The sequence below is a fragment of the Neobacillus soli NBRC 102451 genome (genome assembly GCF_001591665.1).
Taxonomy (GTDB): Bacteria; Bacillota; Bacilli; order Bacillales; family Cytobacillaceae; genus Neobacillus; species Neobacillus soli.
Genome location: NZ_BCVI01000039.1, coordinates 124,890 through 148,978, shown reverse-complemented (window position 1 = coordinate 148,978; position 24,089 = coordinate 124,890). Strand labels below are relative to the sequence as shown.

Below are 24,089 nucleotides of genomic sequence, written 5' to 3'. Positions count from 1 at the left end.
TCCTTATTCATCAGAAATGTTCACCCATGACCATTTGAACATTTCGGTCAGTTAATACTTTAAGAGTATACAATTATTTTTTACTTTTGGCAAGAAAAAAGAAGCTGTCATCAACGAACAGCTTCTTTGGAAGTATCTTTTACTTTTAAATAATCCAGCACGTCTTGGACTGCGGCCTCGCCTTGGTCAATACAATCCGGAACGCCAACACCGCCATAGGAGGCACCTGCTAAAAATACGCCAGGTAACTCTGCTTTCACATGCTTAAGAATGGTTTCTAGACGTTGTTTATGTCCCACGGTATACTGCGGCATGGAATTTTTCCAGCGGGAAACAATCGCAAAATCAGGTTCCATGGTAATATCCATGGTTTTCTTCAAGTCATCGAGTACAATCTTTATGATTCGGTCATCAGAGAGATCGACAATCGTTTCATCACCCGCTCTGCCTACGTAGCAACGAAGTAAAACCTTACCTTTAGGAGTGGAATGGGCCCACTTTTTATGTGTCCAGGTGCAGGCAGTGATGGAATAATCTCCGTTTCTCGAAACAACAAAGCCAGTTCCATCAATATCCGTTTTAATCGCTTCTTCAGGAAATGCTAAGGCAACAGTTGCAACAGATGTGGAAGGAACTGATTTAAATGGATCAAAAAAGCTGTATTCCGAGAACATCGCTTGTGTTACCTTATGAGGAGTTGCTGAAATGATAGTATCAGCCACCAGCGTTTCCCCATTATTAAGAAATAATTCATATTTTTTTCCGTCTTTTAAGATTTTATCAACACGATGCCCTTTTAAAATCGACTTCGGATCCAATTTTGCCTCGATGGCTTCTGCAAACGATTGAAGCCCCGTTTTGAAGGTTAAGAAAGCTCCTCCTTTTGGCTTTTCCTCGCCATCAGGCTTTTTCGGTTGGGATGGGGTCGTTTTTTTCATGCCAAGAATTAGGCTTCGGTATTTTTGTTCTACCTCGTAAAATTGCGGGAAAGTTGACATTAGGCTTAGTTGATCAATATCTCCGGCATAGATTCCCGATAATAATGGTTCAATTAAATTTTCAACAACTTCGTTGCCTAATCTCCTTCTGAAGAATTCCCCCAATGATTGGTCTTTTCCACTTTCCGACCGAGGTAAAAGAAAATCTGCCACAGCTCTTAGTTTACCTGGAATGGAGAAGAGGTTAGTTGTCATAAACGGCCTTATTTCTGTTGGGATTCCCATAATCGATCCACCGGGCATTGAATGAAGCTTCTCATTTACTAAGACATATGATTTACCCGTAGAATTAGGAACTAACTGGCTATCCATCCCGACTTCCTTCGCTAGCCTAATCATACTCGTTTTCCTTGCTAGAAATGAATCAGGCCCTCTCTCAATCGTATAACCATCCTTAACAACGGTTTGCATCTTGCCGCCGAGACGGTGTGATGCTTCGATCAATTTAATATCGATTGGCAGTTTATGCTCCTGAACCGCTTTTTGTAGATAGAATGCTGATGTGAGGCCTGCAATTCCACCCCCGATAATGATAATTTTTTGCTTTTCTTCCGTCACGGACGTCACCTGCTTCCATTTAATTTTTCCTTTCGACTCCTACTCTGCTACTGTTTTAAGGATGACGGTCGAAAGTGCATCAATAAATTCTTCCTTAGCATTAGGCATTTCCGGGCGATAGTAGCTTGCTCCTATTTCATCCGTAACATTTTTACATTCAAAATCGTTATCATAAAGCACTTCTAGGTGGTCGCAGACAAACCCTACCGGTGCAAAAACAAATGCTTTATATTGATGCTCTTTAAATAAATCTCTAGTTAGATCCTGAACATCTGGACCAATCCAAGGCTCTGGGGTATTCCCAGCACTTTGCCAGCCAATTTGGTATTTCTTTATTCCTGCTTGCATAGCAATTAAATCAGCCGTTTCCTGTAATTGGGCCGGATAAGGGTCACCAAATTGCAGGATCTTTTCAGGCAGGCTATGCGCAGAAACGATAAGCATTGCGTCTTCCTTTTCCTCTTGAGGCATTTGCTTAAAGATTTGTTTAATCTTTTCCGCCCAATAGCCAATAAACTTCGGCTCCTGATACCAGCTTTCAATTGTTTTTATTTTGAGATCACCTAATTTTTCCGCTTCTTCTACAGCTCTTCCATTATAGGATTTTACGCTGAAGGTTGAAAAATGCGGCGCCAGAACGATACTTACGGCCTCTTTTATCCCGTCTTCATGCATTTGTTTAACTGCATCTTCAATAAACGGGGTAATGTGTTTTAATCCCAGGTACATTTTAAATTCAATTTCTTCTTGATTTTTATTTAGATTTTCTTCGAGCTTTTTCGCTTGATCAAGCGTGATCTTTGCTAATGGAGAAATCCCGCCGATTGCTTCGTAACGATTGCGAAGGTCGTCAATCATTTCCGGAGTTGGCTTTCTTCCATGCCGTATATGTGTGTAATATCCTTCTAAATCATCTAGTGTGTATGGGGTACCATAAGCCATTACTAGCAGACCCATTTTCTTTTTTGTCATCGTTCGCACCTCGTTGTCAAGTCACTATTATTTACTTAATTTTGATGATGAATACTCATGGATGAAAGAAGCTAATCTTTTCAACGTTTCAGGTTTAACAGATGGGAATACACCATGACCTAAATTAAAGATGTAACCATCTTGAGCCATCCCTTGATCTAAAATCGCCTTGGCCTTTTCCTCAATCACTTCCCAAGGGGCTAATAGAAGGGCAGGGTCAAGGTTGCCTTGAATAGTTTTATCAACACCCATTCCTCTTGCTTGCTGAATCGGCAAACGCCAGTCCAAACCAACGACATCAAGCGGCAGGTCATTCCACTCTAAGGCTAGATGGCTTGCGCCGACACCGAACATAATTAACGGAACTTTTTCTTCTTTTAAGGAAGTAAAGATTCGATTCATAACAGGCTTGATGAAATAGCGGTAATCCTCGACGTTTAACGCTCCAACCCATGAATCAAAAATCTGGATAGCTTTTGCTCCAGCCTTTATTTGTGATTTCACGTATGTAATAATCATATCAGCCAATTTTTCCATCAAAGCAAACCATGCCTTCGGCTCGGTGTACATAAACGCTTTTGTCTTATTGTAATTTTTGGAAGGTCCGCCTTCAATCATGTAACTGGCAAGTGTAAACGGTGCGCCAGAAAAACCAATAAGTGGCACGGACAATTGCTCCTGAGTCAATAACTTGATCGTATCTAATACGTAAGGAACATCGTCTTCTGGATTAATTTCACCGAGTTTTTCAACATCTGCTAAAGAACGGATTGGATTATCAATGACTGGACCAATTCCACCCTTTATTTCTACTTCCATGCCAAGCGCCGGAAGCGGGGTCATGATATCTTTATATAAAATAGCCGCATCGACGTTATATTGCTCAACAGGTAAACGGGTGACATAGGCACATAACTCAGGCTGGTGAGTAATTTCAAATAGGGAATATTTTTCTTTAATCTCTCTGTACTCCGGCTGAGAACGCCCTGCTTGACGCATATACCAAACAGGCACATGGTCTGTTTTTTCTCCTCTTGCTGCTTTTAAAAATGTATCATTCATCAGTCTGGTCATTACAAAAGTCCACCTTTCAAAGACATATCTGTTATTCATTTTAATATATATAGCATGAATTTAAAACTTTCTCATTCTATTTAGACTTCCTTCACTATAGCTATTAATCCTATTTATGTATAGCAAACGATGAAAACTGTCAAAAAAAAGTCGTTTTTACGGTTGAAAAATTGTAAGAATGGCTATGGAATACTGAAAAGCAATAAGTATAAACTAACAAAAGATCAATAAGTAAGGGGGAACGTAAAAATGTATGTCTACATGACCGCTGGTACGTTCGAGTTTTTAAAGAAGGTTGAAACTAAGTATCCTAAAGAAAATATGATAACAATGATGAATGAAAATGGGGCATTATTGCTCCATGAATCAATTGGGGCAACTGTATTTAAAGAACCTCGCAGATATGAAGTATTAGAAACAAGCGGGGAAATGAAAAAAGAGGGCTATGCTGTTATGAATAACATACCCGTGACAGAGGAAGGCCGCCCATTATTTGAACATCAGTTTAAGAATCGATATAGTAAATTCGAAAACGAGCAAGGTTTTATTGCTTTACGCGTTCTTCGTCCTTTATCATCAAATACGTACGTGATTCTAACCGTATGGGAAAAAGAAATTTATTATCAAAAGTGGCAGAACTCCGAATCATTTTTTGAGGCACATAAAAACAAAGCAGCTGGGATTGACCTGCAGCCAAAAATATTTGCAAGTGCAGCCTATGTAAGCAAGTACACGATCACTGAATAACCGTTGGTACAACTGGAATGGAGTGCTTGCTCCGTTCCTTTTTATTTTGGATTTCTACCCGCTATTTTTTCTTTTTTTTGCCATCACCACTTGATACAATTTTCATATCCTGTATTACATCCAGCAGGGCTATAGCCCTTGGATATAAGAAAGGAGGTTGAAATTGTATGATTGTCGAGCTTACAGCACTTCATTGGATCTATGTGACCTTTATTGTTTTGATCATCGGGTTTATGGTAATGAAAAGAGACACGACCATTGTTTGTATTGCTGGAATTTTCTTAATTGCCCTCACTGCTACTGGCAGCTTAAGTCACTCTGTAAGCAGTATCTTCAACAGTTTCAGTTATTCTATTACAGAATTATTGTCTACTATTCTTGTTATTTCAATCATTGTCGCGATGAGCAATACCTTGACAGTAACTGGGATTAACGATGTCATGATTTCACCTTTTCGAAAATTAATTCGCAACCCGACACTTGCCTATTGGACGATTGGAATTTTGATGATGGTCATCTCTTGGTTTTTTTGGCCCTCGCCAGCTGTTGCTCTGTTAGGTGCTGTTCTTCTTCCAGTGGCGATTAGAGCAGGACTGCCGGCCCTTGGGGTCGCCATGGCTATGAACTTGTTCGGGCACGGGATTGCATTATCGGGCGATTTTGTCATTCAAGCTGCACCAAAGCTAACCGCAGATGCAGCCGGGCTTCCTATCCAAGATGTCATTAATGCCAGCATTCCCTTGGTATTTATTATGGGGCTGGTGACAACGGTTACTGCCTTCTACTTTTTAAAACGGGATATGAAGCGAGGTATTCTAAAAACGACTTCTACTGTTATACCCGGCGCACCAACAGAAGAATCTGTTCAACCGGCATTGTTATCACTCGCCCAAAAACGGTTCTTCGCTCTATTGGTACCATTGTTATTTGCTGCCGACGTTGCGGCCATGTCAATCCTTGATTTGGCCGGTGGTGATGCCACCGCCTTGATTGGCGGCACCTCCATCCTTATTCTTCTGTTAATCTCTTTAACGAGCCACAAAAATAAAGGACTTGAAAAAACGACCCACTATTTAATTGAAGGCTTCCAATTTGGGTTTAAGGTCTTTGGTCCAGTGATTCCAATCGCGGCATTCTTCTATTTAGGTGATAGCGGCTTTACAAAAATCATTGGAGATTATTTACCGAAGACTTCACAAGGTATTGTTAATGATTTAGGGGTCGCCCTTGCCAATATCGTCCCATTAAGCAAGGTTGTGGGAGCGGTTACATTGACAGCAGTTGGAGCAATCACAGGACTCGATGGTTCAGGCTTCTCCGGGATTTCCCTTGCCGGGTCGGTTGCCAGTTTGTTTGCCGTCGCCATTGGCAAAGGTGCCGCGACACTGACAGCGCTTGGGCAAATTGCTGCCATTTGGGTGGGCGGTGGAACACTTGTCCCATGGGCATTAATCCCAGCTGCTGCCATCTGTAATGTCGACCCCTTTGAACTAGCAAGACGTAACCTTGTCCCAGTAATGATTGGTCTTATTGTGACAACGGTAGCGGCGATATTTTTAATATAAACCAAAATAAAACCGGCCAGCACTGTGTGTAGAACTCAGTGTGCCCGTCGAGATCAAAAATGGACCTGGGCGGGCACTGTGAAGAGCTCAGAGTGCCCTTCGAGATCAAAAAAAGCTCCGCTCGGGCACTGTGAAGAGCTCAGAGTGCCCTTCGAGGCCAAAAAAGGATCCGGGCGGGCACTATGTAGAGCTCAGAGTGCCCTTCGAGATCAAAAAAGAACCTGGGCGGGCACTGTGAAGAGCTCAGAGTGCCCGTCGAGTCCAAAAAAAGTTCCGGGCGGGCACTGTGTAGAGCCCAGAGTCCCCGTCGAGGCCAAAAAAAGCTCTGCTCGGGCACTGTGAAAAGCCCCGAATTCCCATCGAGGCCAAAAAAAGCTCCAGGCGGGCAATGCGAACTAAAAAGAGGCTGACTTTTGTCAACCTCTCTTCCTATTGAATCCGCTTCTTAAAATAATTATATAAAAGAATCCATATAAATACCCAAATATATCCTAAAGCATAACCCCCAAGTACATCTGAAGGATAATGAACATGTAATATAATTCTGCTTGCACCTATTAATAAAAGCAGTATGGCTGCAATAGTGGCAATGATAATTTTAGTGGTTTTTGATTTCACTGCTTCCATAAGTAAGTAAGCGATCAGAAAATAGACAATCATCCCAACCATGGCATGCCCGCTTGGAAAGCTATAGCTTTTTACATGGACAAGATGCTCAAGGTCTGGTCTGAGGCGGCCAAAAAGATTTTTAAGAAGCTTACTTGCTTCGTTCCCTAATGCCACTGATAAAGCTAGCACAGCGGCTCCAAGAAAGTTTCTCTTTCTAAGTAATAGCCAAACTAACATAAGTAAGACAACAACCCCAATCCCTTTTTTATCACCCATTTCCGTTAATTGTATAAAAAAGGGAATGACTGATGCAGACACATGTGAAAACAGCCCCGCAACTTTGTCATCGATCCAAAAGGGACTGCTCACCGCCACTTTAACTGAAGTATAAAACGCGAGTAATGCAGCGATAATCATAAATATCAAAGAAATATTCCATTTATTTTTAAATTCCATACTTCTAATCCTTTCCCACTTGTAACGAATGTAAATCCACTAAAAGTATAATGAAAATACACTTAAAAATCTACATAATAGTTAAATAATGCTAAAATAGTTTGAAAATACATTTTCCACTAAAAAAGGGGGATTTTTTATGTTAAATAAGCTGTTTGCACAATTGGATGGGTACTATGAAGAAATGGTCTCCATACGCCGTTATATGCACCAGCATCCGGAACTATCTTTTCAGGAATTTAATACTGCTGAATTCATCCAATCCTATTATAAAAAGCTCGAGATTGAGGTAAAAGGGAACGTGGGTGGCAACGGGGTCATTGCAAAGATTTACGGAAAAAAACCTGGGAAAACCGTGGCACTACGAGCAGATTTTGACGCTTTGCCCATCCAAGACGAAAAGGATGTTCCTTACAAGTCATTAGTACCTGGGGTTATGCATGCATGCGGCCATGACGGTCATACTGCGACTCTTCTCATTCTTGCGAAGACATTAAATGAGCTAAGAGAGGAACTAGAAGGTACTTATGTCTTTATCCATCAGCATGCAGAGGAGTATGCACCGGGCGGAGCTGCTTCAATGATTGAGGCTGGCTGCTTAGATAGTGTCGATGTTATTTTTGGCACTCATTTATGGGCGAGTGAACCGACTGGAACAATCCAATATCGCTCAGGTCCAATCATGGCGGCGGCAGACCGATTTGAGATTGAAATTCAGGGCCAAGGCGGGCACGGGGCACAACCCCATAAAACAAAGGATGCGATTGTAACCGCCTCACAGCTCGTATTAAATCTTCAGCAGATTGTTAGCCGCAAGGTAAATCCCGTTGAAGCAGCGGTTGTTACCGTCGCCTCTTTTACGGCCCCAAATGCCTTTAATGTCATTGCCGACAAAGCAAAACTGATAGGTACCGTTCGTACCTTTAATGAAGATATAAGGCAATTCATCGAAGAGGAAATGGAACGAATCATTCATGGCACTTGCTATGCAGCCCATTGCACCTACCGGTTTGATTTTGTCAGAGGTTATCCTGCCGTGGTCAACCATCCCAAAGAAACAGAGTTTTTGATAATCTGTGCACAGGAAATCGAAGAGGTAAAAACAATCGAGGAAACCGAGCCGCAAATGGGCGGTGAAGATTTTGCATATTATTTAGAAAAAATTCCAGGAACATTCTTTTACACTGGGGCAAAACCGCATGGTGTTGAAACGGCCTATCCGCACCACCATCCTAAATTCGATATCGATGAAAAAGCAATGTTAATTGCAGCAAAAACGCTTGGAACGGCTGCGATAAACATCCACAAGAAATCATAAAAGACCATAACAAATACCCCTGAAATCATTCCATTTCAGGGGCCTTTTGTAATAATCTTAAGCGGTAAGAGTTCTTTGCGGTTTCACCTAGATGTTTAAGAAGGTTATTATTCGCATAGGCACCGACAAACGCGCCAATTCCCGGCACAAGCTGGAGCATTTTTGCAAGGTCGATATAATCGCGGTACTCCTGCTGGAACTTGCGCCAATCCATTTCAACAAGAACTTTCTTTCGATTCTCCCAGTTTTCAATTTCAAATAAGGTATTCTGGCGAATTTCCTCACTTGAAAAGGCTAGCTGAAAAACGTGGAGAATAAACAGCCTTTCTCCGTATTCACTTGTATTAAAACCGTAAACAGCTGCCGTCTCGAACAGAAATTTCATCTTAATCGATAGGAGTAACGGGAAATCAGCCAGACCTAGCAAAATCCCCCCTGCCCCAGTCCCAGCTCCTTCTATGATCGCGGTCTTCTGGTAAGTCGATATTTTCTTTTCAGCCAGCACATCTCTTTCAGCAAATGTTAACGCGTGTGCCTGATTTTTATTTGTGGTAAGCTGTGAGCCGAATAATGTCGCCTTTACCATCGCCTTGATACTCTCAGTCATTACTTCATGAACCTTTTCAGGAATTAGTTCATTGATCTTCCCTTGAGCCTTTTTCGAGATTCGATTCATCATTCCAGAACGTCTGGTTAATTTCCTTTTCCATTCTTCTACTTCCTCATACACCTTTAATTCATACTCGTTCATTTGTCGCACCGCCTCAATCATACTTTATGCCCAAGAGTTTCAAAAAATCTATTCACCTTGAAAGAGATTCTCCAACTAGGCTTTTAAGCGATTTTTACTATAAAAATAAACGAATAGATAGCTGAAAACAAGACCTGCCAATAATGAAAGCAGCCCGTTTACCATTTCACCCTTAATTAATATAAACAAAGCAAAAAGTACCGTCTGGATGGTTAAAATCATCATTAATAAATAATGGAAGGCAGCTGTTTTATATTTTTGTGCTACAGGATACAAATCAACCCAGAGCTTGTTTTGATAATGATTCCAAAGCGGAAGAAGCTGGAAACCGGTTAAATATAAAAATAAAATACTTAACAGGATTTGACCCAATCCAAACGTTAGGAAGTAAATAGCCAGCAAGCCAATGACCGTTAGGCGGATAAACAGACCAAGATAATCAGATGAGCGCAAAAAGGCCCTTGAAAACAAATAAAGATAGGTTTTTTCTTGTGAGAACGGGATTCCATTAATAAATATATCTAACCATTTTCTTCTTTTAACCGTATCTTTTAATTTTGGAACATCAGTAAACAGGTTGGCCAACCGGTAAAAGGAAGCCATCCGTTTTTCTTCGTGTTCAATTAACAAATCCCATTTTAGACCCAGTGTTCTTGTTCGAACCTTAAAGGCGCGATAATAAAGTATACAGACCAACACAATGACCAATAGAATAAAAATGGTTGCCTGTTTAAATAACAGATAGGTAAATGTTGCATTTAAGAAATAACGAACAACCATGTCCCATCTATGTACGGATAACTGAACGAAATAATGAATTCGCCAACTAGCGGCTAGATTCCAGGCTTTTATTACCAGCAGTGCGACCAGAAATGGTAGGAAGAAACGAAAGCCGCTTTTATTTACATGTGCATACATTGGCATAAGTACTGCTAGAACCATTAACAGAAGGTAGCCTTGGAAGACAAGGCTTGCTATTCCAGAGCGAAGGAAATAACCTTTCAATTTGTCTTCAAGCGGTAGTAAAAAAACCTTGTCAGCTTCAAGCAAAAAATTATAAACAGGACTATAGGTTAAGAATATTGCCAGCAAAACAGCGAGGATGATTTCGGCAGGAAACCCAGTTGAAAGGGTTTCAATCCATTTCTGATAATAAAATGCTCCACTTCCAATTAGAAATAACAAGACAATGACAAGATGCCCATTGAAAATATAACGTAAATACCTGCCTAAATTTTTCACACGACCGCCGGCACGGTCCTTCCAAAGTTTTTTATCATCAAACATAATTTTCTTCCTTCGTCAATTGAATATACAAATCATCTAAAGAAGCTGTTGGCATCGAGAATTGTTCTCTTAACTCCGCTAGTGTTCCTTTTGCACGAATTTTCCCTTCATGAAGGATAATAAACCGGTCACAGTATTTTTCGGCTGTTGCAAGAATATGGGTTGACATTAAAATACCTGCTCCATTTTCTTTCATTTTTTTCATCAAATCGAGCAAGGATTGGATCCCCAGCGGATCCAAACCAACAAAGGGCTCATCAACAATATAAAGTGAAGGCTGGACTAAGAAGGCGCACATGATCATTACCTTTTGTTTCATTCCTTTTGAAAAATGAGCCGGAAACCATTTTAAGCGCTTTTCCATCCGAAATTCAGACAATAACGAGGTAATTCTCTCTTTATAGTTAGACTCATCCAGACCATACGCCATAGCCGTTAATTTCAAATGTTCTTCCAGCGTCAATTCTTCATATAATACCGGTGTTTCCGGAACAAACGTAAACAATCGGCGGTAGGCTTCTTTATTTTCAGTAAAGGATTGTCCATTAATTTTTATTGCTCCACGATGCGGTTCCATTAATCCAATAATATGTTTAATTGTTGTACTCTTCCCTGCCCCATTCAAGCCAATTAAGCCAACCATTTCTTTTTCTTTTACTTCAAAGGAAACATCCTTTAAGACAGGGTTTCTCGTATAGCCCCCGACAAGATTTTCAATCGTTAATAAAGACATGTGCAAACGTCCCTCCGTAGCATGATTATGCTTTATATTTTATCAAATTAGTTTCAATAAAAATAGGAATTCAGTTTTTCGTTATTATTTTGTATATTTCTTTTGCTATCGGACATCATAATATTTGAAGGGGAAACAACTTACTTCGATGAAGAAATTCATCAAAAATTGAAATGAGGTGTCTGTTAAAGACAATTTCCTTTCAAACAAGTGAGCTTCTTAAATCGTTTCAACTAAGGGGATGGTTGTTTTGTACAATGTGCATGCAAACCATTTTGAGTTCAAGTAACACCAACTGTTTATCTTAAAAAAATAAACGGAAAATGAGGTGTTTACCGCAGATCGCTACCCGTTTTTATAAGTTGGGAAAACATATAAAAACAAACATAGGGGATGGTCAGCTTGAACAATGATGTCTCTTTATAAAAAACACTCTACGAAAAATGAGGTGTTTATCAAAGAACACTCCTAAATGAACGTCACTTTGAAGCAATACCCCTTCGAGAGGGCAGGATTCCACGCGGATCCTGTCTTTTTCTTTTTTAAATTTTTGTGGTAAAATAATACAAACATTTATTGAAGGGCTGTGTTTGAATGAGCGACTGTATTTTTTGTAAAATTGTTAATGGAGAAATTCCGGCAGCTAGGGTATTTGAAAATGAACATGTTGTTGCCTTTTTAGATATTAGTCAGGTGACGAAGGGCCATACACTGGTTATCCCGAAGGAGCATAAGGAAAACTTATATGAATTGACACCTGAAATGGCCCGAAATCTTTTTGAGGTGGTCCCTTCCATTGCCAATGCATTAAAAAGAGAATTTGAACCAATTGGTTTAAATACGATCAATAATAACGGTGAACATGCCGGGCAATCTGTTTTTCATTTCCATATGCATCTGATCCCCCGTTATGGTAAAGGTGATGGTTTTGGAGCCGTTTGGAAAATGAATCAAAGCGATTACACACCACAAATGCTGCAGGAAATGGCAGTAAGTATTAATAAACAGCTTTAAGCCGCCATTAACTGTATTTCAATTATCTGAAAATTATATCTTTATTATTATTATCGTAATATGTTATAATGAAATCAAGTTTTTCGCTGCAGGCATCTAGGGCACTGCAGGAGGAACCAAATTGCTTAGAAGAGCAGAGGAGAGATGAGAAATGAAAACAAAAAATCTGGTGGTTTTAGCACTTTTAGCGGGAATTGGGGTAGTTTTGCACACGGCAATGCCGGCTTTCCTTACCATTAAGCCTGACATGATGCTGGCAATGATGTTTTTAGGGATTGTTCTTATTCCTGAAATTAAAAGTGTCATGCTTTTAGCCATTGTGACTGGGGTATTGTCTGCATTAACGACTAGTTTCCCAATGGGCCAAATCCCTAATATCATTGATAAGCCCATCACTGCATTAGTCTTTTTTGGTTTATTTTTAGCCTTAAAAAAGTACCGAAATTCCGTTGTAAGTGTTGGAGTTTTAACAGCTGTTGGAACGCTGATTTCAGGCACCATCTTTTTGGGAACAGCCTTTTTTCTAGTTGGTCTGCCTGGTAACACTCCTTTCACAGCATTGTTTGTAGCAGGCGTATTACCTGCTGTTGCACTAAATACCATAGCCATGGTTATTTTGTATCCAGTAGCCCTATCAATTGTTAAACGAACTAAATTATCATCAGCTTCCGTCATTCAAAAATAATGCACGGGGCCCTCTTTTAAGAAAAGAACCCTGTTGGGTTCTTTTCTTAAATTAATTACATACTCCCTTCTACAAAAAATAAGAAAGCATTACAGCAACTAGCAGGCAAATTCCTCCACCCCCAGCTAATGCAGCTGCTCTTTTCTTTAATACTTGTTTCGGCGGATAGACACCAGGTCTTTTTAATTCCAAAAAGTATTTAAAGGTTCCTAATAAAAGGATCGCACTAAAGATAAAAAACAACACAGCTGCACTTTTCATTTTTTCCCCCTCCTTAGATTCGAACAATTCTTGTAACTATATTTATATGTCATCCCGTCCAATCCTATGAGCAATGTCTACCTGTTTAAACTAAGGGAAAAAATTAAACTATTTAAACAAGAAATAGCCAAGATTAGAGATTAAACTACAAATTTACTTCAATTTCTAAAAATTTTGTGAATTTTTACTTTATTAATTTTTACTTTATTGGCATAATGATAATAGAGAAATAAAAAAGTGGGTGAAAATGGGGATGACTGAGAAACAGTATTCAATGAAGGAAGCAATGCTTTTTAGTCAGAGAATTGCACAATTAAGTAAAGCATTATGGAAATCGATTGAGAAAGACTGGCAGCAATGGATAAAGCCATTTGATCTAAATATTAATGAACACCATATTCTTTGGATTGCTTATCATTTGAATGGTGCTTCTATATCGGATGTGGCAAAGTTCGGGGTTATGCATGTCTCAACAGCATTTAACTTTTCAAAAAAGTTAGAAGAAAGAGGTTTGCTTACATTTTCGAAGAAGGAAAATGACAAACGTAATACTTATATCCAAATCACTGCTGAAGGTGAAGATATTTTACTTCAGCTAATGGAAACCTATGAACCGAATGGCAATGCTGTATTTTCTGGTGCTTTACCGCTTCGTGAATTGTACGGCAAGTTTCCAGACATTGTTGAAATGATGGCAATTGTTCGTAATATTTATGGCGAAGATTTCATGGAAATCTTTGAGCGTTCTTTTCATAATATTGAAAATGAGTTCACTGAAGAAAATGGGAAGCTAAAGAAAGCGAGTAAGAATGAACAAGAACTCGCTTAATCCTTTTCATTTATGTATTTTTCAAACTCCTGGAAAAGGGGCACGAAAAGTTCCTGTTTTAAACATGCCTTAATTACTTCTTTCATATCAAGTTTTGCAGGTAAAGATGCTGATAATTCATCAAAAAGCGGATAAAAGTAAACATACCCTTCCGCTTTTTGTTCTTCAAATTCCATGCTCATTTTGTCACATAATGTATAAAAATGCTCTACTTCCTGCTCGGTTATCCCATTTTCAATAATTAACTTATATAATTCGAGCATTGGATTGCCTAGCAGCTTTAATAACAACTTTTGGTGATATTCAAGAAGTTTGATCCTTTGCAGCAGTAATTCATGTCCATTCATGCAATAGCCCTCTTTTCAGACGTTTAAAAATACCCTATGTTCATTATTCACCTTTTTCAGACCAGGGTAAACCATTTTTAAAAACAATAGGGAACTTTTTTATGGATAGTTTTAGCCGCTGGAAAACAGTCTATTCTAGCGTAGTTCGAAAAGGCTGACATTCTAACATTCTTTTTGACTATCTTTTTTTTGTATTTTTTGATATTGTAGTAAACATAACACGAACAACAGGGAGGGATTCATTGATGATCTCCGTTTTTATTGTCTTCGCTATTTTCATCTTGTTTTATGTAAATAAAATGACCAACTCACTTTGTATTCAAAAAGAAATTCCAGAAGAACGCCAACATAAGGTGTTTCGAACGATTAATGTTTTAATCACGATCCTGCTGATATCATCATACTTGGAAATTTTATATACATAATCCAACTGTTAACGGTGTTCGAACGAAGGGGATATGTACGAGTAAAAAATAGAAGCGATGAGGCATTTCTCATCGCTTTTATTTTGTCACTTTTTATTAATAAACCCATGAAGCGCCGATGATAATTAATAAAATGAATAGAACCACGACTAACGCAAATCCTCCACCGTAACCTGCCGCACCAGTCATTTATTTTTACCTCCTTTTTCATTTGCTAAGATATACTATTCATCCCTTATTTTTTTCGTTTAGGCACTACCTATATTTTTTTGGAATAGTCCAGCTAAGATATTTTATAAAACCATTACAGCTAAATTTTTGCAGTAATTCTTATTTATGTTATTATTATAGTTGTGGACAAACGGACCCACAAGAATTTAACTGTTTAGGAGAGATTCATCATGAAAAAATGGATATTAGCCCTCACATTAGCTGGCGGGGTTCTTGCATTAGGTGCATGTAATCAAAGTAGTTCTGATACAGTGGCAGAAAGCAAAGCAGGTAATGTTACTCAAGAGGAATTGTACAAAGCGATGAAGGATAAGATCGGGGATCAATCTCTTCAGCAGCTCGTATATGAAAAAGTTCTATCAAAGAAATACAACGTTACTGATAAAGAATTAAATGCAAAAATCGATCAATTAAAAGCTGATCTTGGGACAAATTTTGAATCTACCCTTGCACAATATGGCTATAAAAGCGAAGCTGATTTAAAGAAAACAATGAAACTTGGCATGATGCAGGAAAAAGCAGCAATGAAAGGCGTTACGGCAACTGACAAGGAATTAAAGGATTACTACGATAACTTTCAGCCGGCAATAAAGGCCCGTCATATTCTTGTTAAAGATGAAGCAACCGCAAAAGATGTTAAGAAAAAGCTTGATGGCGGTGCAAAATTTGATGAAGTCGCAAAAAAATATTCCACAGATACCGCTTCTGCTAAAAATGGCGGCGATTTAGGTACAATTAATAACACAAATAAAGAACAGTTTGATAAGGACTTTATAGCTGCCGCATATGCACTTAAAGTTAATGAAATTAGTGCTCCTGTGAAAACACAATTCGGTTATCACATTATCCAAGTAACAGAAAAGCAAGAGAAAAAGCCATACGCTGAAATGAAGAAGGAAATCGAATATCAAGTAAAATCTTCTAAATTAACAAGTGAAGATATTTCTAAAGCAATGCAGAGTGAACTTAAAGCGGCAAACGTAAAAATTAGTGATAAAGACTTAAAAGACGCTCTAAAACCACAACCTGCAGCACCAGCCAATCAATAAATAAAAAAAGCGGAAACGCCAAGGCGCTTCCGCTTTTTTTTATTCCCCTGTAGCCCTAAGGTCTTCCCGCTTTTCCTTTTCCCGCTCCAGGCGTTTCATATAAATTTCCCCTTCTTGCTCAATGTTTTCCATCTCCACCAATCGCTCTTCTCTACCCGTTTTTAATGCCATCATTGCACTGGCAACAATTCCAACCACCACTGCATATATCCAAATAGGAATAGTCAATTTCTATTGCCCCTTTCTTTAGTGGTTGTCCACTAGTTATTACATGATATTCTAGTAATCTGAAATTATTCATCCATTAAAAAAGATAACCCAATTTTCGTGGGTTATCTGGAATTTCTAATTATGAAAGACAGGCTTATAAAATGAACGATTATCCAAGGCAAAAATCCGCTCTGTGAATTCACCTGGCTTCACTCTTTCTAAAGCACGGTCAAGCATATTCATTTTCGCATCTAGATTATCGATATAATGTAGAATTTCTGCTTCTCTAATTAAAGGTGGCTTTGGACTTCCCCATTCAGCCTTCCCATGATGGCTAAGAACAAGATGCTGAAGGATTAGAACCTCTTCCCCAGAAATCCCCAGGTCTTCTGCAGCTTTGCCAATTTCATTAATCATAATGCTAATATGCCCAAGTAAATTCCCTTCAATCGTATAGACGGTCGAAATAGGCCCGGATAATTCCAATACTTTACCCATATCATGTAAAATAACTCCGGCATATAGTAAATCCTTATCTAGGCTTGGATATAGCGCTGCAATTGATTTGGCTAGGTCAAGCATACTAACAACGTGATAAGCGAGTCCTGACACAAACTCATGATGATTTTTTGTTGCTGCAGGAAACTCTAAAAAGGCTTTTTGATGCTTCTTGATTAAGTGTCTGGTAATCCTTTGGATATTTGGATTTTTCATATCAAAAATATACTGTGTGAGCTTACTAGCCATTTCTTCTTGACTTAATGGTGCCGTCTTCAAAAAGTCATCTAGTTTTACATCATCAGCTGGTCCAGTTTTCCGGATTTGGCGAATTTTCAATTGGCTTTTCCCGCGATAATTTTGCACATCACCGATGATCTTAACAATATTTTGGGCGGAATAGCTTTTTCCGTCCTCATCATTGATGTCCCAAAGCTTTGCCTCAATATCACCACTTTGGTCTTGAAGGATTAAAGTCAAAAATGGCTTTCCATTACTTGCAATCCCTTTCGTAGAACTTTTTATTAGGAGGAATAATTCAACCTGTTCCCCAACATCGTAAGATAAAATTCCTTTACCCAACGTATTCACACCCCTTCTCAATAGTATGAGTATAGCATATCCAACTATAAATCTATGAAATAATTTGAACAGCACCTTTTTCCAAAAAAAGAATATTATCCTTTTGGAAATGCTGAAGTACGTGTTGATGACAGGTGAAAAATAAAATTTGATTACGCTCGAGCCTCTTAAGAAGTTCTATCACTTTTTCCGTTCTTTTGGCATCAAAATTGACAAAGCTGTCATCAATCATAATCGGGAACCGATATTTTTCATACAGCGTTGTTGCCAGTGCGAGCCGAATCGATACATATAACTGCTCTGTTGTTGCTTGGCTTAGTTCATTTGCTTCAAATAAGGTACGGTCCTCGCGCTCAACCAAGAAACCGGGACCAGACGAATGTAAGTGAATCTTTTGATAGCTTTCATTTGTAAGAAACGATAAATACTGTTCCGCTTTGGAAAGCATCCTTGGTAGATGAACATTTTTATATTTTTCAATCGTATTTGAAAGGATCGCTTGAGCTAAGCAAAAGACAGACCACTCTTTCGCTTCTTCTTCTAGTTCAAACTTTTTCTGTTTATAGTGGTGGAGGATATCCGAATAAACGCCGCCTTCTTCCAGTTTTTGAATCTCGTACCTAATAGACGCCTGTTCCTCTTGAAGCGTTTTTAATTTTGTTTGTAAACGATGTGTTTCATTATTGCATTCATCTGCCAATTCAGCACTGTTATGAATTTGTAAAAAACTTTCTCTTACTTGTTTAGGCAGAATTGAATATTGCAGCTGGCTTTGAATCGTTTCAAGTCTTTGGTTAAGCTTGCCTTGTTTTCCCGCCATCTCCCCCAGTTCATAGAATTGCCTCTCTGTTTCGACATTTGCAGCACATATCAGCTTGTCATATTCTTCCTGGAGGTGCTCTAGCTCCTGAGATTTTTGCATCAAATCAGCTTCGAGCTCGGTAAGCTTTGCCAGTCGCTCTTGACCCTTAATTTGTTTTTCATGCTCTTGTTTAAGCTTATTTCGCAATAAATAAGCTGAATTATGTAACTCTATTCCTTTTTCTTGTAAATATCGGCTCTCTAATTGATTAATTCCATCCACAATTCTTGCCTGCTGCTGATTTATTTGCTCAAGTCTTGTTTGAATTTGTTTTTTCTCTCTGCAAATTGATTTGTATTGTTCAATTAGCCCGAAAGCTTCCAGTAAAAAAGCTTTCGCAATATATTCTGGAATCTTTAATTCACTGCTGATTGATAGTATCTTTTCTTTATTTCGAGCCGAATCCGATTTCCATTCTTCCATTTTTCCCATTATCTTTTCAAATTGGGATTGCTGCTGTTTTAGCTTTATTTTTAACAATTGCAGCCGTTCTCTATGCTGATTATCTTGCCTTAATTGTTCCTCAAGTTTTGTGATATCCATATATTCAGCAGATTGACGTTTTTGGATTAACTTGTCTTCCTTTTCCCTTAGATCCGCTAGCGTTTGATTTAGCTCTTCTTCTTTAGACTGTCTCATACTCTTCGTCATAAACATGGCGATTCCAATACAGCTCAGCACTCCTAAAAATAACAGCACCCATTGCTTTGTCAGCAAGCCATAAAATGTTAACCCGGCTAGCAGCAGCTCAACTAGGAAAAATTGAAGCTTTTTTTGCCTTTTCATGCTGACCCTTTCCGCTTTATTACGTTCATTTGCGGCTTCATAAAATGCTATTTTATCTTGTATCGCGCTAATTTCCCATTCTAAGCTCTTCTTATCATGTCCGTGACTTAGCTGCTCCTCAAGCAGTAACCGTTCCTGTTTTGTAAGAACCTTGTCGGTTTCTAACAAGACATCCTTTTCTATGACATCCAAACTGTTTTTTTCTTCCTGGTAACGATCATCTAGTTCTTCCTTCAATTCTTGAAGCTTGCGGGTTTTTAAAGAAACGACTTCCACTTGATTTTTCATATAAATATTTGTATTGATGGCAAAGATGTCTTCTTCGCTTATAGGTAAATGAAGTTTCTCTCTAGTGAGGGAAAGGCTTTCTTCCAACTCTAAAAGTTTTGTTTCACAATGCTGCTTTTCAAGCATCAATTGTTCATAAAGTGGGACTTGATCAAGTACTGCTAGAATCGCCGGCTCGTTTTCTAGGAAAGAATGGTCTGGCTGAATTGCTGCTAATTCCTTTTTCATATTTTCTATTCTTTCTGAAATGCTAATAATCTCTGCCTTATAGGGATGGATTAGCTGATTTATTTTTTCTAGTCTTTCAATCCCGCGTACCGGAAATTGAATTTCTCCAAGATCCCCTAACTCCTTCATCATCCATTTTTCTTCTTTTACCAATGACTCAATTCGCTTCCACTCATTCAACTTTTCGACCTTCTCTTGAATTCCCTGAAGCATCCTGTTAATATCTATCATTTCCTGCTGAAGCGTTCCTTTCTTTTCAATAAGATTTTCATATTCATTATTTTTCGCTGCAGCTTTTTTCAATTCCCCATTTATTTCATGAAGTGCTTGTAATTTTTCATTCATCAGAGGTTTTTTTCCTGATGGCTTAAAGCGCAAATCGAGCTCTTTTTGGAGAACAGTTTCTGTTTTCGATAACCGTTCTGTGCCTAATGTTCCGGCGGAAAACAGGAATTTGCCAATATCCTCACTCTTCATTTGATGAATATTTTGCAATCCATGTAAATTAAAGGAAAAGACCGCTTGGAATAGCCCTTTATCAAAGTTCGCTGTTAGTTCTTTTAAAAGTTCTTCGCCGCCAAGTGTTCCATTGTCCAAGGCTACACTAACATCGCCTGCGGCCTTTCCCTTCACACGTTCAATGACTGCAAACCCGTGCCCTTCGTGGTAAATTCTAATTTTTCCGCCATATTTGCTGCTATGTTTTGGCTCATAGCGGAGCTCAGATTGTTGTTTTGTCGGAAAACCGAATAATACTGCATGGATAAAGGCCATAATCGTGGACTTTCCCGCTTCATTCTCACCATAGAAAACTTGAAAATCAGACAGATTGGTGATTTTAACATTCTCTAATTGTCCGTAGCCGTATATATGTATCTCGATTATTTTCAAATGCTTTCCCCCCTTCCTATGATTGATATAGTAATTCGATTAGTAATTTCTCTGCTTTTTCGATTAGCTCCTCCTGCTCCATTTTAGGTAAATGCGATAAATATTTTCTTCCTAAATGATGCTGGTATAATGGAGCTATTGTGTCCTCTATATCTTCATAATCAGCAGCCGTATCAAAAAGCTCGGCATAAAAGTTTGCTTCGGTTTTCAATTGTTCTTTGTCAAAAAGCTTGCTTTCAATGACGATTAAATTAACAATCCAAACAAACGATTCTTCATCTATTTCATTTTCTAAAAGGATCTCTAAAAGTTCACTGTCCAGGTTTCTTTTTTCGCGGTAATCCTCCAATTGGAGATTTTTCAAAAAAAGAGTTACGAGTGTACCCGATTTTTCCTTGCGAAGGTCATTGATTGTTGAATGACATAATTGAAGAATCGCGTTAAAACTACTTACTGAAGCAGCATCAACCACCGCCTCCTCCCAAACAATATCTGAGGTTTCAACAAAGTTTATTTTTGTATCTAAATCGTTCAAAGTGACATGATAGAAACCTTTCCCGCCGGTTTCTTTCTTATTTCTTCCTTGAATATTGCCTGGATAGATGATTGGTGGGGCTTCTGACAATACAGCACGTTTATGGATATGTCCTAATGCCCAATAATCAAAGTCTTTTTCCTGCAAATCCCTTACCGAAAAAGGAGCATAGTTATCGTGCTCAGTTCCCGCACTTTCGTTGCCATGAAGAATGCCAATATGAAAATCAGCACCCTCCTCCTTTTTATAATCATCAATTTTTCTTGAAAACACATGTCTGGTCGGATAGCTAAATCCATAAAGATGTACGATTTCACCATTCTTCGTTTGCAGGACCTTTGCTTCCACTTCACTATGAAACACATGAACATTTTTAGGCATGTCAAGGTGAACCCAAGAACCGTTTAGATGGTCATGATTACCGTGGATGACATAAACGGGAATGTCCTTTTCCGCGAGCCTAAGCATTTCCGTCCGAAAGCGTGATTGCGCCCGCAGGCTGCGGTCCTCTCCATCAAATAAATCGCCTGCAAAAATGACAAAATCAACCTGACTCTCGATTGCAGCCGTTGTAAGTTTCTTTAATGCCGTAAAGGTGCTCTCTTTTACCCTTGTAAAGATGTTTTCCGGCAAATGCTTTAAGCCGACCATAGGGCTGTCTAAATGGAGGTCCGCCGCATGAATAAACGATATCTGTTTCATAAATATTTCCTTTCATCCTCTTTTCTCCATTGTAGCATCTTTAAAATGCGAATGCACGTTCCTCCTGAAAAATAAAGAGCTTTGCCAAAAATGGCAAAGCTCTAACAGCCTATTCGTTCTTTGTTAATTGTAACGCCTTTTTAATATCTTTAAAGGAGTTGGACTTCCCATACATTAAAACACCGCCACGGTAAACACGGGCTCCAAATATGGCTAGAACAGTAATTGTCGCAACAAGAATAGCTATTCCTAATAATGCCTCCCAAGCAGGTATTGTCAGCATGCCTACACGTAAAAACATGATCATCGGTGTAAAGAAAGGAATATAGGAGGTTACCGTAATAAACACGGCGTCAGGTTTTCCAAGACCAAACATAGCGATCATAAATCCAGCAACAACCATCATCGTCATGGGCGTAATCATCTGCTGAACATCTTCAATCCTACTGACAAGTGAACCCAAAAATGCGGCAAGAGTCGCATAAAGAAAATAGCCGAGGATAAAGAAAATCACTGCGTACACAATCGTTGCGAGAGGGATATCCCCAAATCCATATACCCCAAAGAATCCTTCTTTTAATGATTCCATATTTCTTGTTAGCGAAAAATACCCTACTAACAAAAATGCGGCAAGCTGTGTCAAACTTAATAGACCTATGCCAAGAATTTTGGCAAACATCTGCTTAATCGGTGAAACACTTGATATTAATATTTCCATTACCCGTGAGGACTTTTCCGTCGCCACTTCCATTGCAATCATATTGGCGTACATAATAACGGCAAAATAAATAATAAACAGCAGGACATAAACGAGGCCTCTGGCTTGATTTAATTCCTCTTCTGTCTTTGCATTTTTCTCAAGCGCAAATTTTTCAAAAGAAACCGGTTCATAAAGCTTTTTAAGCTGCGCAGGTTCCAAATGAATCTGTGAAGCGGCCAGCATCGTTTTTACCTGCTGCAAACTTGTCTGAAGGTCGGTATGCAATGCTGAATCAGCAATGCTCATTGCTTTATAGGTTGCTTCCGGCAATTTTTCTTTATTAAAACGAAGCTGAATAATCCCTTTAATATCTCCCTTTTCAACCGCTTTTTCTGCTTCTTTTTCATTGCCCTTGTAAAGGGTAAGTTTTATATCTTTATTAATTGTGTTTACCTGCTGCTTAAAAGGCTCGTATAGCTGATGAGTTTCATCTAGCACGGCAACCTGGTCTTTTTCGCCATTTTTATCAAAAAGGCCAATGATAGTATTGATATTGGTTAGCGCTAATACAATGACCACAGTTATGATAGTCGTGATAATAAATGATTTACTTTTCAATTTGTTTAAATAGGTATGAAATAGAATAATCCAAAAACTATTCATAAGAATTACCTACTTTCTCGATAAAAATATCATTTAAAGAAGGCTCTTCAAGGGCAAACTTTCTGATAAATCCCTTGCCGACTATTTCTTTAAGGATCTTTTCAGCAATATATTCACCTTCAATTTGCAGATGGATTCCTTCCATAGTCGTTTTTGTCTTGACTACCCCGGGATAATTTCTCAATGAATCTAATGAAAAATCAGCATGGATAACAAGATTCTTTTTACCAAATTCACGCTTGATTTCTTTTAATGAGCCGTGTACTACGGGACTTCCTTTGTGCAGAATACATAGATGTTCACACATTTCCTCGACATGCTCCATCCGGTGGCTTGAGAACACGATTGTTGCCCCATTTTCCTTCAAGGCTAATACGGCTTCTTTTAACATTTCCACATTTACCGGGTCAAGGCCGCTAAATGCCTCATCAAGGATTAATAATTTGGGTTTATGTACAACAGCGGCAATAAACTGGATTTTCTGCTGGTTCCCCTTTGATAGTTCTTCAACCTTTTTATTCTCATACTCTGATATTTTAAACCGCTCCAGCCAGGATTTTAGTTCGATTAGCGCCTCATTCTTTTGCATCCCTCTTAACCTAGCTAAATAGATGATTTGGTCGCGGACTTTAAGTTTCGGATACAAGCCTCTTTCCTCGGGAAGATAGCCAACTAAGTGACTGGTGGAATAATCAATTGCTTGGCCGTCCCAAGTAATCCTCCCTCCGTTGGTGTCTAGTAAACCTAAAATCATCCGGAATGTTGTTGTTTTTCCCGCGCCATTCGCTCCTAAAAAGCCAAATATTTCCTTTTCAGGAATAGTTAGCGATAAATCGTCGACAGCTGTAAATTTTCCAAAACGTTTCGTGACATGTTCTAACTTCAGAACCATTACACACACTCCTCTCCTACCTTATTACGAATATACCACATAATGGTTTCACTTTCTTTTTGCACAATTTTAAAAGATATGTAAAAATAATAGTAGCAATATTCTTTTAAAGGGAGTTTGTAAAATGAAAACATATAAATTAACGGCTTTTGAATCCAATGGAGAAAAAATTCTAGACGTAAGCTTTCAGGCTGAAAATGATGATACAGCAAAAAAACAAGCTGAAAACCAATTAGCAGAGAAAAACTTATTAGAAAGTACGCACCGTTGCACCTCACCTAGCGGCAAACTTCTGCTTTTCCATTCTTAATCTTTCTTAAAAAAAACAAAGAAGCAGGGCTTC

The 24,089-nt window shown here is 38.7% G+C and carries 25 protein-coding genes; 9 read left to right on the top strand and 16 right to left on the bottom strand.

What is annotated here, in order from left to right; genetic code table 11:
* Positions 1–110 precede the first annotated feature (110 nt).
* From hemY to hemE, 3 genes are read right to left on the bottom strand one after another with little or no spacing between them, the layout of a single operon-like run.
* The gene (hemY, locus tag BSO02S_RS14285) at positions 111–1,556 is read right to left on the bottom strand and encodes a protoporphyrinogen oxidase (protein WP_066068385.1); all 1,446 of its coding nucleotides are present in this window, start codon (positions 1,554–1,556) and stop codon (positions 111–113) included.
* 39 nt (positions 1,557–1,595) lie between these two features.
* Positions 1,596–2,528 (bottom strand): ferrochelatase, encoded by a 933-nt coding sequence (hemH, locus tag BSO02S_RS14280; RefSeq protein ID WP_066068382.1) that lies wholly within the window; start codon positions 2,526–2,528, stop codon positions 1,596–1,598.
* A gap of 27 nt (positions 2,529–2,555) precedes the next feature.
* Positions 2,556–3,602, bottom strand: a complete 1,047-nt coding sequence (gene hemE, locus BSO02S_RS14275) for a uroporphyrinogen decarboxylase (RefSeq protein WP_066068379.1) — start codon at positions 3,600–3,602, stop codon at positions 2,556–2,558.
* Between the two features lie 249 nt (positions 3,603–3,851).
* On the opposite strand from hemE, the gene BSO02S_RS14270 reads away from it, so the two are divergent.
* Both BSO02S_RS14270 and BSO02S_RS14265 read left to right on the top strand, forming a co-directional pair.
* A complete protein-coding gene (locus BSO02S_RS14270; RefSeq protein WP_066068376.1) occupies positions 3,852–4,349 on the top strand; it encodes an antibiotic biosynthesis monooxygenase family protein in 498 nt (165 codons plus the stop codon).
* A 167-nt stretch (positions 4,350–4,516) separates the two neighbouring features.
* Positions 4,517–5,914, top strand: coding sequence for a type 1 periplasmic-binding domain-containing protein (locus BSO02S_RS14265; RefSeq protein WP_066068374.1), 1,398 nt, complete (start codon positions 4,517–4,519; stop codon positions 5,912–5,914).
* Between the two features lie 429 nt (positions 5,915–6,343).
* Here BSO02S_RS14265 and BSO02S_RS14260 read toward each other — a convergent pair whose 3' ends face one another.
* Complete coding sequence (locus tag BSO02S_RS14260; RefSeq protein ID WP_066068371.1) at positions 6,344–6,979, bottom strand: phosphatase PAP2 family protein; 636 nt, start codon at positions 6,977–6,979, stop codon at positions 6,344–6,346.
* Positions 6,980–7,118: 139 nt separating this feature from the next.
* Between BSO02S_RS14260 and BSO02S_RS14255 the strand changes: the two genes are divergently transcribed.
* Positions 7,119–8,297, top strand: a complete 1,179-nt coding sequence (locus BSO02S_RS14255) for a M20 family metallopeptidase (RefSeq protein ID WP_066068368.1) — start codon at positions 7,119–7,121, stop codon at positions 8,295–8,297.
* 25 nt (positions 8,298–8,322) lie between these two features.
* Here the strand turns inward: BSO02S_RS14255 and BSO02S_RS14250 are convergent, their stop codons facing one another.
* The 3 genes from BSO02S_RS14250 to BSO02S_RS14240 form a co-directional block, all read right to left on the bottom strand.
* Positions 8,323–9,048 carry an EcsC family protein gene (locus tag BSO02S_RS14250; RefSeq protein WP_066068365.1) on the bottom strand — a complete coding sequence of 242 codons (726 nt, stop codon included), beginning with the start codon at positions 9,046–9,048 and terminating at the stop codon, positions 8,323–8,325.
* A gap of 75 nt (positions 9,049–9,123) precedes the next feature.
* On the bottom strand, positions 9,124–10,335 hold the full coding sequence (locus BSO02S_RS14245; protein ID WP_066068362.1) for an ABC transporter permease: 1,212 nt from the start codon (positions 10,333–10,335) through the stop codon (positions 9,124–9,126).
* The gene (locus tag BSO02S_RS14240) at positions 10,328–11,068 is read right to left on the bottom strand and encodes an ABC transporter ATP-binding protein (RefSeq protein ID WP_066068359.1); all 741 of its coding nucleotides are present in this window, start codon (positions 11,066–11,068) and stop codon (positions 10,328–10,330) included. The genes BSO02S_RS14245 and BSO02S_RS14240 overlap by 8 nt, the downstream gene beginning before the upstream one ends.
* Before the next feature lie 594 nt (positions 11,069–11,662).
* On the opposite strand from BSO02S_RS14240, the gene BSO02S_RS14235 reads away from it, so the two are divergent.
* Both BSO02S_RS14235 and BSO02S_RS14230 read left to right on the top strand, forming a co-directional pair.
* Positions 11,663–12,082, top strand: coding sequence for an HIT family protein (locus tag BSO02S_RS14235; RefSeq protein ID WP_066068356.1), 420 nt, complete (start codon positions 11,663–11,665; stop codon positions 12,080–12,082).
* Between the two features lie 151 nt (positions 12,083–12,233).
* On the top strand, positions 12,234–12,767 hold the full coding sequence (locus tag BSO02S_RS14230) for a tryptophan transporter (RefSeq protein WP_066068353.1): 534 nt from the start codon (positions 12,234–12,236) through the stop codon (positions 12,765–12,767).
* A 69-nt stretch (positions 12,768–12,836) separates the two neighbouring features.
* Here the strand turns inward: BSO02S_RS14230 and yhzF are convergent, their stop codons facing one another.
* Positions 12,837–13,028 carry a membrane protein YhzF gene (gene yhzF, locus BSO02S_RS14225; RefSeq protein WP_066068349.1) on the bottom strand — a complete coding sequence of 64 codons (192 nt, stop codon included), beginning with the start codon at positions 13,026–13,028 and terminating at the stop codon, positions 12,837–12,839.
* A 253-nt stretch (positions 13,029–13,281) separates the two neighbouring features.
* On the opposite strand from yhzF, the gene BSO02S_RS14220 reads away from it, so the two are divergent.
* Positions 13,282–13,857, top strand: coding sequence for an HTH-type transcriptional regulator Hpr (locus tag BSO02S_RS14220; RefSeq protein ID WP_066068484.1), 576 nt, complete (start codon positions 13,282–13,284; stop codon positions 13,855–13,857).
* On the opposite strand, the gene BSO02S_RS14215 is transcribed toward BSO02S_RS14220, so the two are convergent.
* Positions 13,854–14,204 (bottom strand): DUF1878 family protein, encoded by a 351-nt coding sequence (locus tag BSO02S_RS14215; RefSeq protein WP_066068346.1) that lies wholly within the window; start codon positions 14,202–14,204, stop codon positions 13,854–13,856. The two genes, BSO02S_RS14220 and BSO02S_RS14215, sit on opposite strands and share 4 nt — an antisense overlap.
* Positions 14,205–14,449: 245 nt before the next feature.
* Between BSO02S_RS14215 and BSO02S_RS14210 the strand changes: the two genes are divergently transcribed.
* Positions 14,450–14,629: a hypothetical protein gene (locus BSO02S_RS14210; protein WP_066068343.1), complete on the top strand. Its 180-nt coding sequence runs from the start codon at positions 14,450–14,452 to the stop codon at positions 14,627–14,629.
* Positions 14,630–14,725: 96 nt separating this feature from the next.
* Here the strand turns inward: BSO02S_RS14210 and BSO02S_RS14205 are convergent, their stop codons facing one another.
* Complete coding sequence (locus BSO02S_RS14205; protein WP_066068341.1) at positions 14,726–14,818, bottom strand: YjcZ family sporulation protein; 93 nt, start codon at positions 14,816–14,818, stop codon at positions 14,726–14,728.
* A gap of 212 nt (positions 14,819–15,030) precedes the next feature.
* Between BSO02S_RS14205 and BSO02S_RS14200 the strand changes: the two genes are divergently transcribed.
* Positions 15,031–15,909: a peptidylprolyl isomerase gene (locus BSO02S_RS14200; protein ID WP_066068338.1), complete on the top strand. Its 879-nt coding sequence runs from the start codon at positions 15,031–15,033 to the stop codon at positions 15,907–15,909.
* A 39-nt stretch (positions 15,910–15,948) separates the two neighbouring features.
* Here the strand turns inward: BSO02S_RS14200 and BSO02S_RS14195 are convergent, their stop codons facing one another.
* The 6 genes from BSO02S_RS14195 to BSO02S_RS14170 form a co-directional block, all read right to left on the bottom strand.
* Positions 15,949–16,137 carry a sporulation YhaL family protein gene (locus BSO02S_RS14195; protein ID WP_084375027.1) on the bottom strand — a complete coding sequence of 63 codons (189 nt, stop codon included), beginning with the start codon at positions 16,135–16,137 and terminating at the stop codon, positions 15,949–15,951.
* Positions 16,138–16,254: 117 nt separating this feature from the next.
* On the bottom strand, positions 16,255–17,199 hold the full coding sequence (gene yhaM, locus BSO02S_RS14190) for a 3'-5' exoribonuclease YhaM (protein ID WP_066068336.1): 945 nt from the start codon (positions 17,197–17,199) through the stop codon (positions 16,255–16,257).
* Positions 17,200–17,251: 52 nt separating this feature from the next.
* Positions 17,252–20,254, bottom strand: a complete 3,003-nt coding sequence (locus BSO02S_RS14185) for an AAA family ATPase (RefSeq protein WP_066068333.1) — start codon at positions 20,252–20,254, stop codon at positions 17,252–17,254.
* Between the two features lie 16 nt (positions 20,255–20,270).
* Entirely contained in the window at positions 20,271–21,491 is a 1,221-nt protein-coding gene (locus BSO02S_RS14180) for a metallophosphoesterase family protein (protein WP_066068330.1), read from the bottom strand.
* A 109-nt stretch (positions 21,492–21,600) separates the two neighbouring features.
* Entirely contained in the window at positions 21,601–22,854 is a 1,254-nt protein-coding gene (locus tag BSO02S_RS14175; protein WP_066068327.1) for an ABC transporter permease, read from the bottom strand.
* A complete protein-coding gene (locus BSO02S_RS14170; RefSeq protein ID WP_066068324.1) occupies positions 22,847–23,746 on the bottom strand; it encodes an ABC transporter ATP-binding protein in 900 nt (299 codons plus the stop codon). Before BSO02S_RS14170 ends, BSO02S_RS14175 begins: the two co-directional genes overlap by 8 nt.
* 124 nt (positions 23,747–23,870) lie before the next feature.
* Between BSO02S_RS14170 and BSO02S_RS14165 the strand changes: the two genes are divergently transcribed.
* Entirely contained in the window at positions 23,871–24,056 is a 186-nt protein-coding gene (locus BSO02S_RS14165; protein ID WP_066068322.1) for a YhzD family protein, read from the top strand.
* Positions 24,057–24,089 lie beyond the last annotated feature (33 nt).

What these genes read in the sequence shown, in the direction of transcription:
- BSO02S_RS14240 (WP_066068359.1), bottom strand. Translation starts at nt 11,068, where the DNA reads ATGTCTTTATTAACGATTGAAAATCTTGTCGGGGGCTATACGAGAAAC.
- hemH (WP_066068382.1), bottom strand. Translation starts at nt 2,528, where the DNA reads ATGACAAAAAAGAAAATGGGTCTGCTAGTAATGGCTTATGGTACCCCA.
- BSO02S_RS14165 (WP_066068322.1), top strand. Translation starts at nt 23,871, where the DNA reads ATGAAAACATATAAATTAACGGCTTTTGAATCCAATGGAGAAAAAATT.
- yhzF (WP_066068349.1), bottom strand. Translation starts at nt 13,028, where the DNA reads ATGAAAAGTGCAGCTGTGTTGTTTTTTATCTTTAGTGCGATCCTTTTA.
- BSO02S_RS14260 (WP_066068371.1), bottom strand. Translation starts at nt 6,979, where the DNA reads ATGGAATTTAAAAATAAATGGAATATTTCTTTGATATTTATGATTATC.
- BSO02S_RS14255 (WP_066068368.1), top strand. Translation starts at nt 7,119, where the DNA reads ATGTTAAATAAGCTGTTTGCACAATTGGATGGGTACTATGAAGAAATG.
- BSO02S_RS14205 (WP_066068341.1), bottom strand. Translation starts at nt 14,818, where the DNA reads ATGACTGGTGCGGCAGGTTACGGTGGAGGATTTGCGTTAGTCGTGGTT.
- BSO02S_RS14170 (WP_066068324.1), bottom strand. Translation starts at nt 23,746, where the DNA reads ATGGTTCTGAAGTTAGAACATGTCACGAAACGTTTTGGAAAATTTACA.
- BSO02S_RS14265 (WP_066068374.1), top strand. Translation starts at nt 4,517, where the DNA reads ATGATTGTCGAGCTTACAGCACTTCATTGGATCTATGTGACCTTTATT.
- hemE (WP_066068379.1), bottom strand. Translation starts at nt 3,602, where the DNA reads ATGACCAGACTGATGAATGATACATTTTTAAAAGCAGCAAGAGGAGAA.
- BSO02S_RS14245 (WP_066068362.1), bottom strand. Translation starts at nt 10,335, where the DNA reads ATGTTTGATGATAAAAAACTTTGGAAGGACCGTGCCGGCGGTCGTGTG.
- BSO02S_RS14230 (WP_066068353.1), top strand. Translation starts at nt 12,234, where the DNA reads ATGAAAACAAAAAATCTGGTGGTTTTAGCACTTTTAGCGGGAATTGGG.
- BSO02S_RS14200 (WP_066068338.1), top strand. Translation starts at nt 15,031, where the DNA reads ATGAAAAAATGGATATTAGCCCTCACATTAGCTGGCGGGGTTCTTGCA.
- BSO02S_RS14175 (WP_066068327.1), bottom strand. Translation starts at nt 22,854, where the DNA reads ATGAATAGTTTTTGGATTATTCTATTTCATACCTATTTAAACAAATTG.
- BSO02S_RS14215 (WP_066068346.1), bottom strand. Translation starts at nt 14,204, where the DNA reads ATGAATGGACATGAATTACTGCTGCAAAGGATCAAACTTCTTGAATAT.
- BSO02S_RS14270 (WP_066068376.1), top strand. Translation starts at nt 3,852, where the DNA reads ATGTATGTCTACATGACCGCTGGTACGTTCGAGTTTTTAAAGAAGGTT.
- BSO02S_RS14235 (WP_066068356.1), top strand. Translation starts at nt 11,663, where the DNA reads ATGAGCGACTGTATTTTTTGTAAAATTGTTAATGGAGAAATTCCGGCA.
- BSO02S_RS14210 (WP_066068343.1), top strand. Translation starts at nt 14,450, where the DNA reads ATGATCTCCGTTTTTATTGTCTTCGCTATTTTCATCTTGTTTTATGTA.
- BSO02S_RS14220 (WP_066068484.1), top strand. Translation starts at nt 13,282, where the DNA reads ATGACTGAGAAACAGTATTCAATGAAGGAAGCAATGCTTTTTAGTCAG.
- BSO02S_RS14180 (WP_066068330.1), bottom strand. Translation starts at nt 21,491, where the DNA reads ATGAAACAGATATCGTTTATTCATGCGGCGGACCTCCATTTAGACAGC.
- BSO02S_RS14250 (WP_066068365.1), bottom strand. Translation starts at nt 9,048, where the DNA reads ATGAACGAGTATGAATTAAAGGTGTATGAGGAAGTAGAAGAATGGAAA.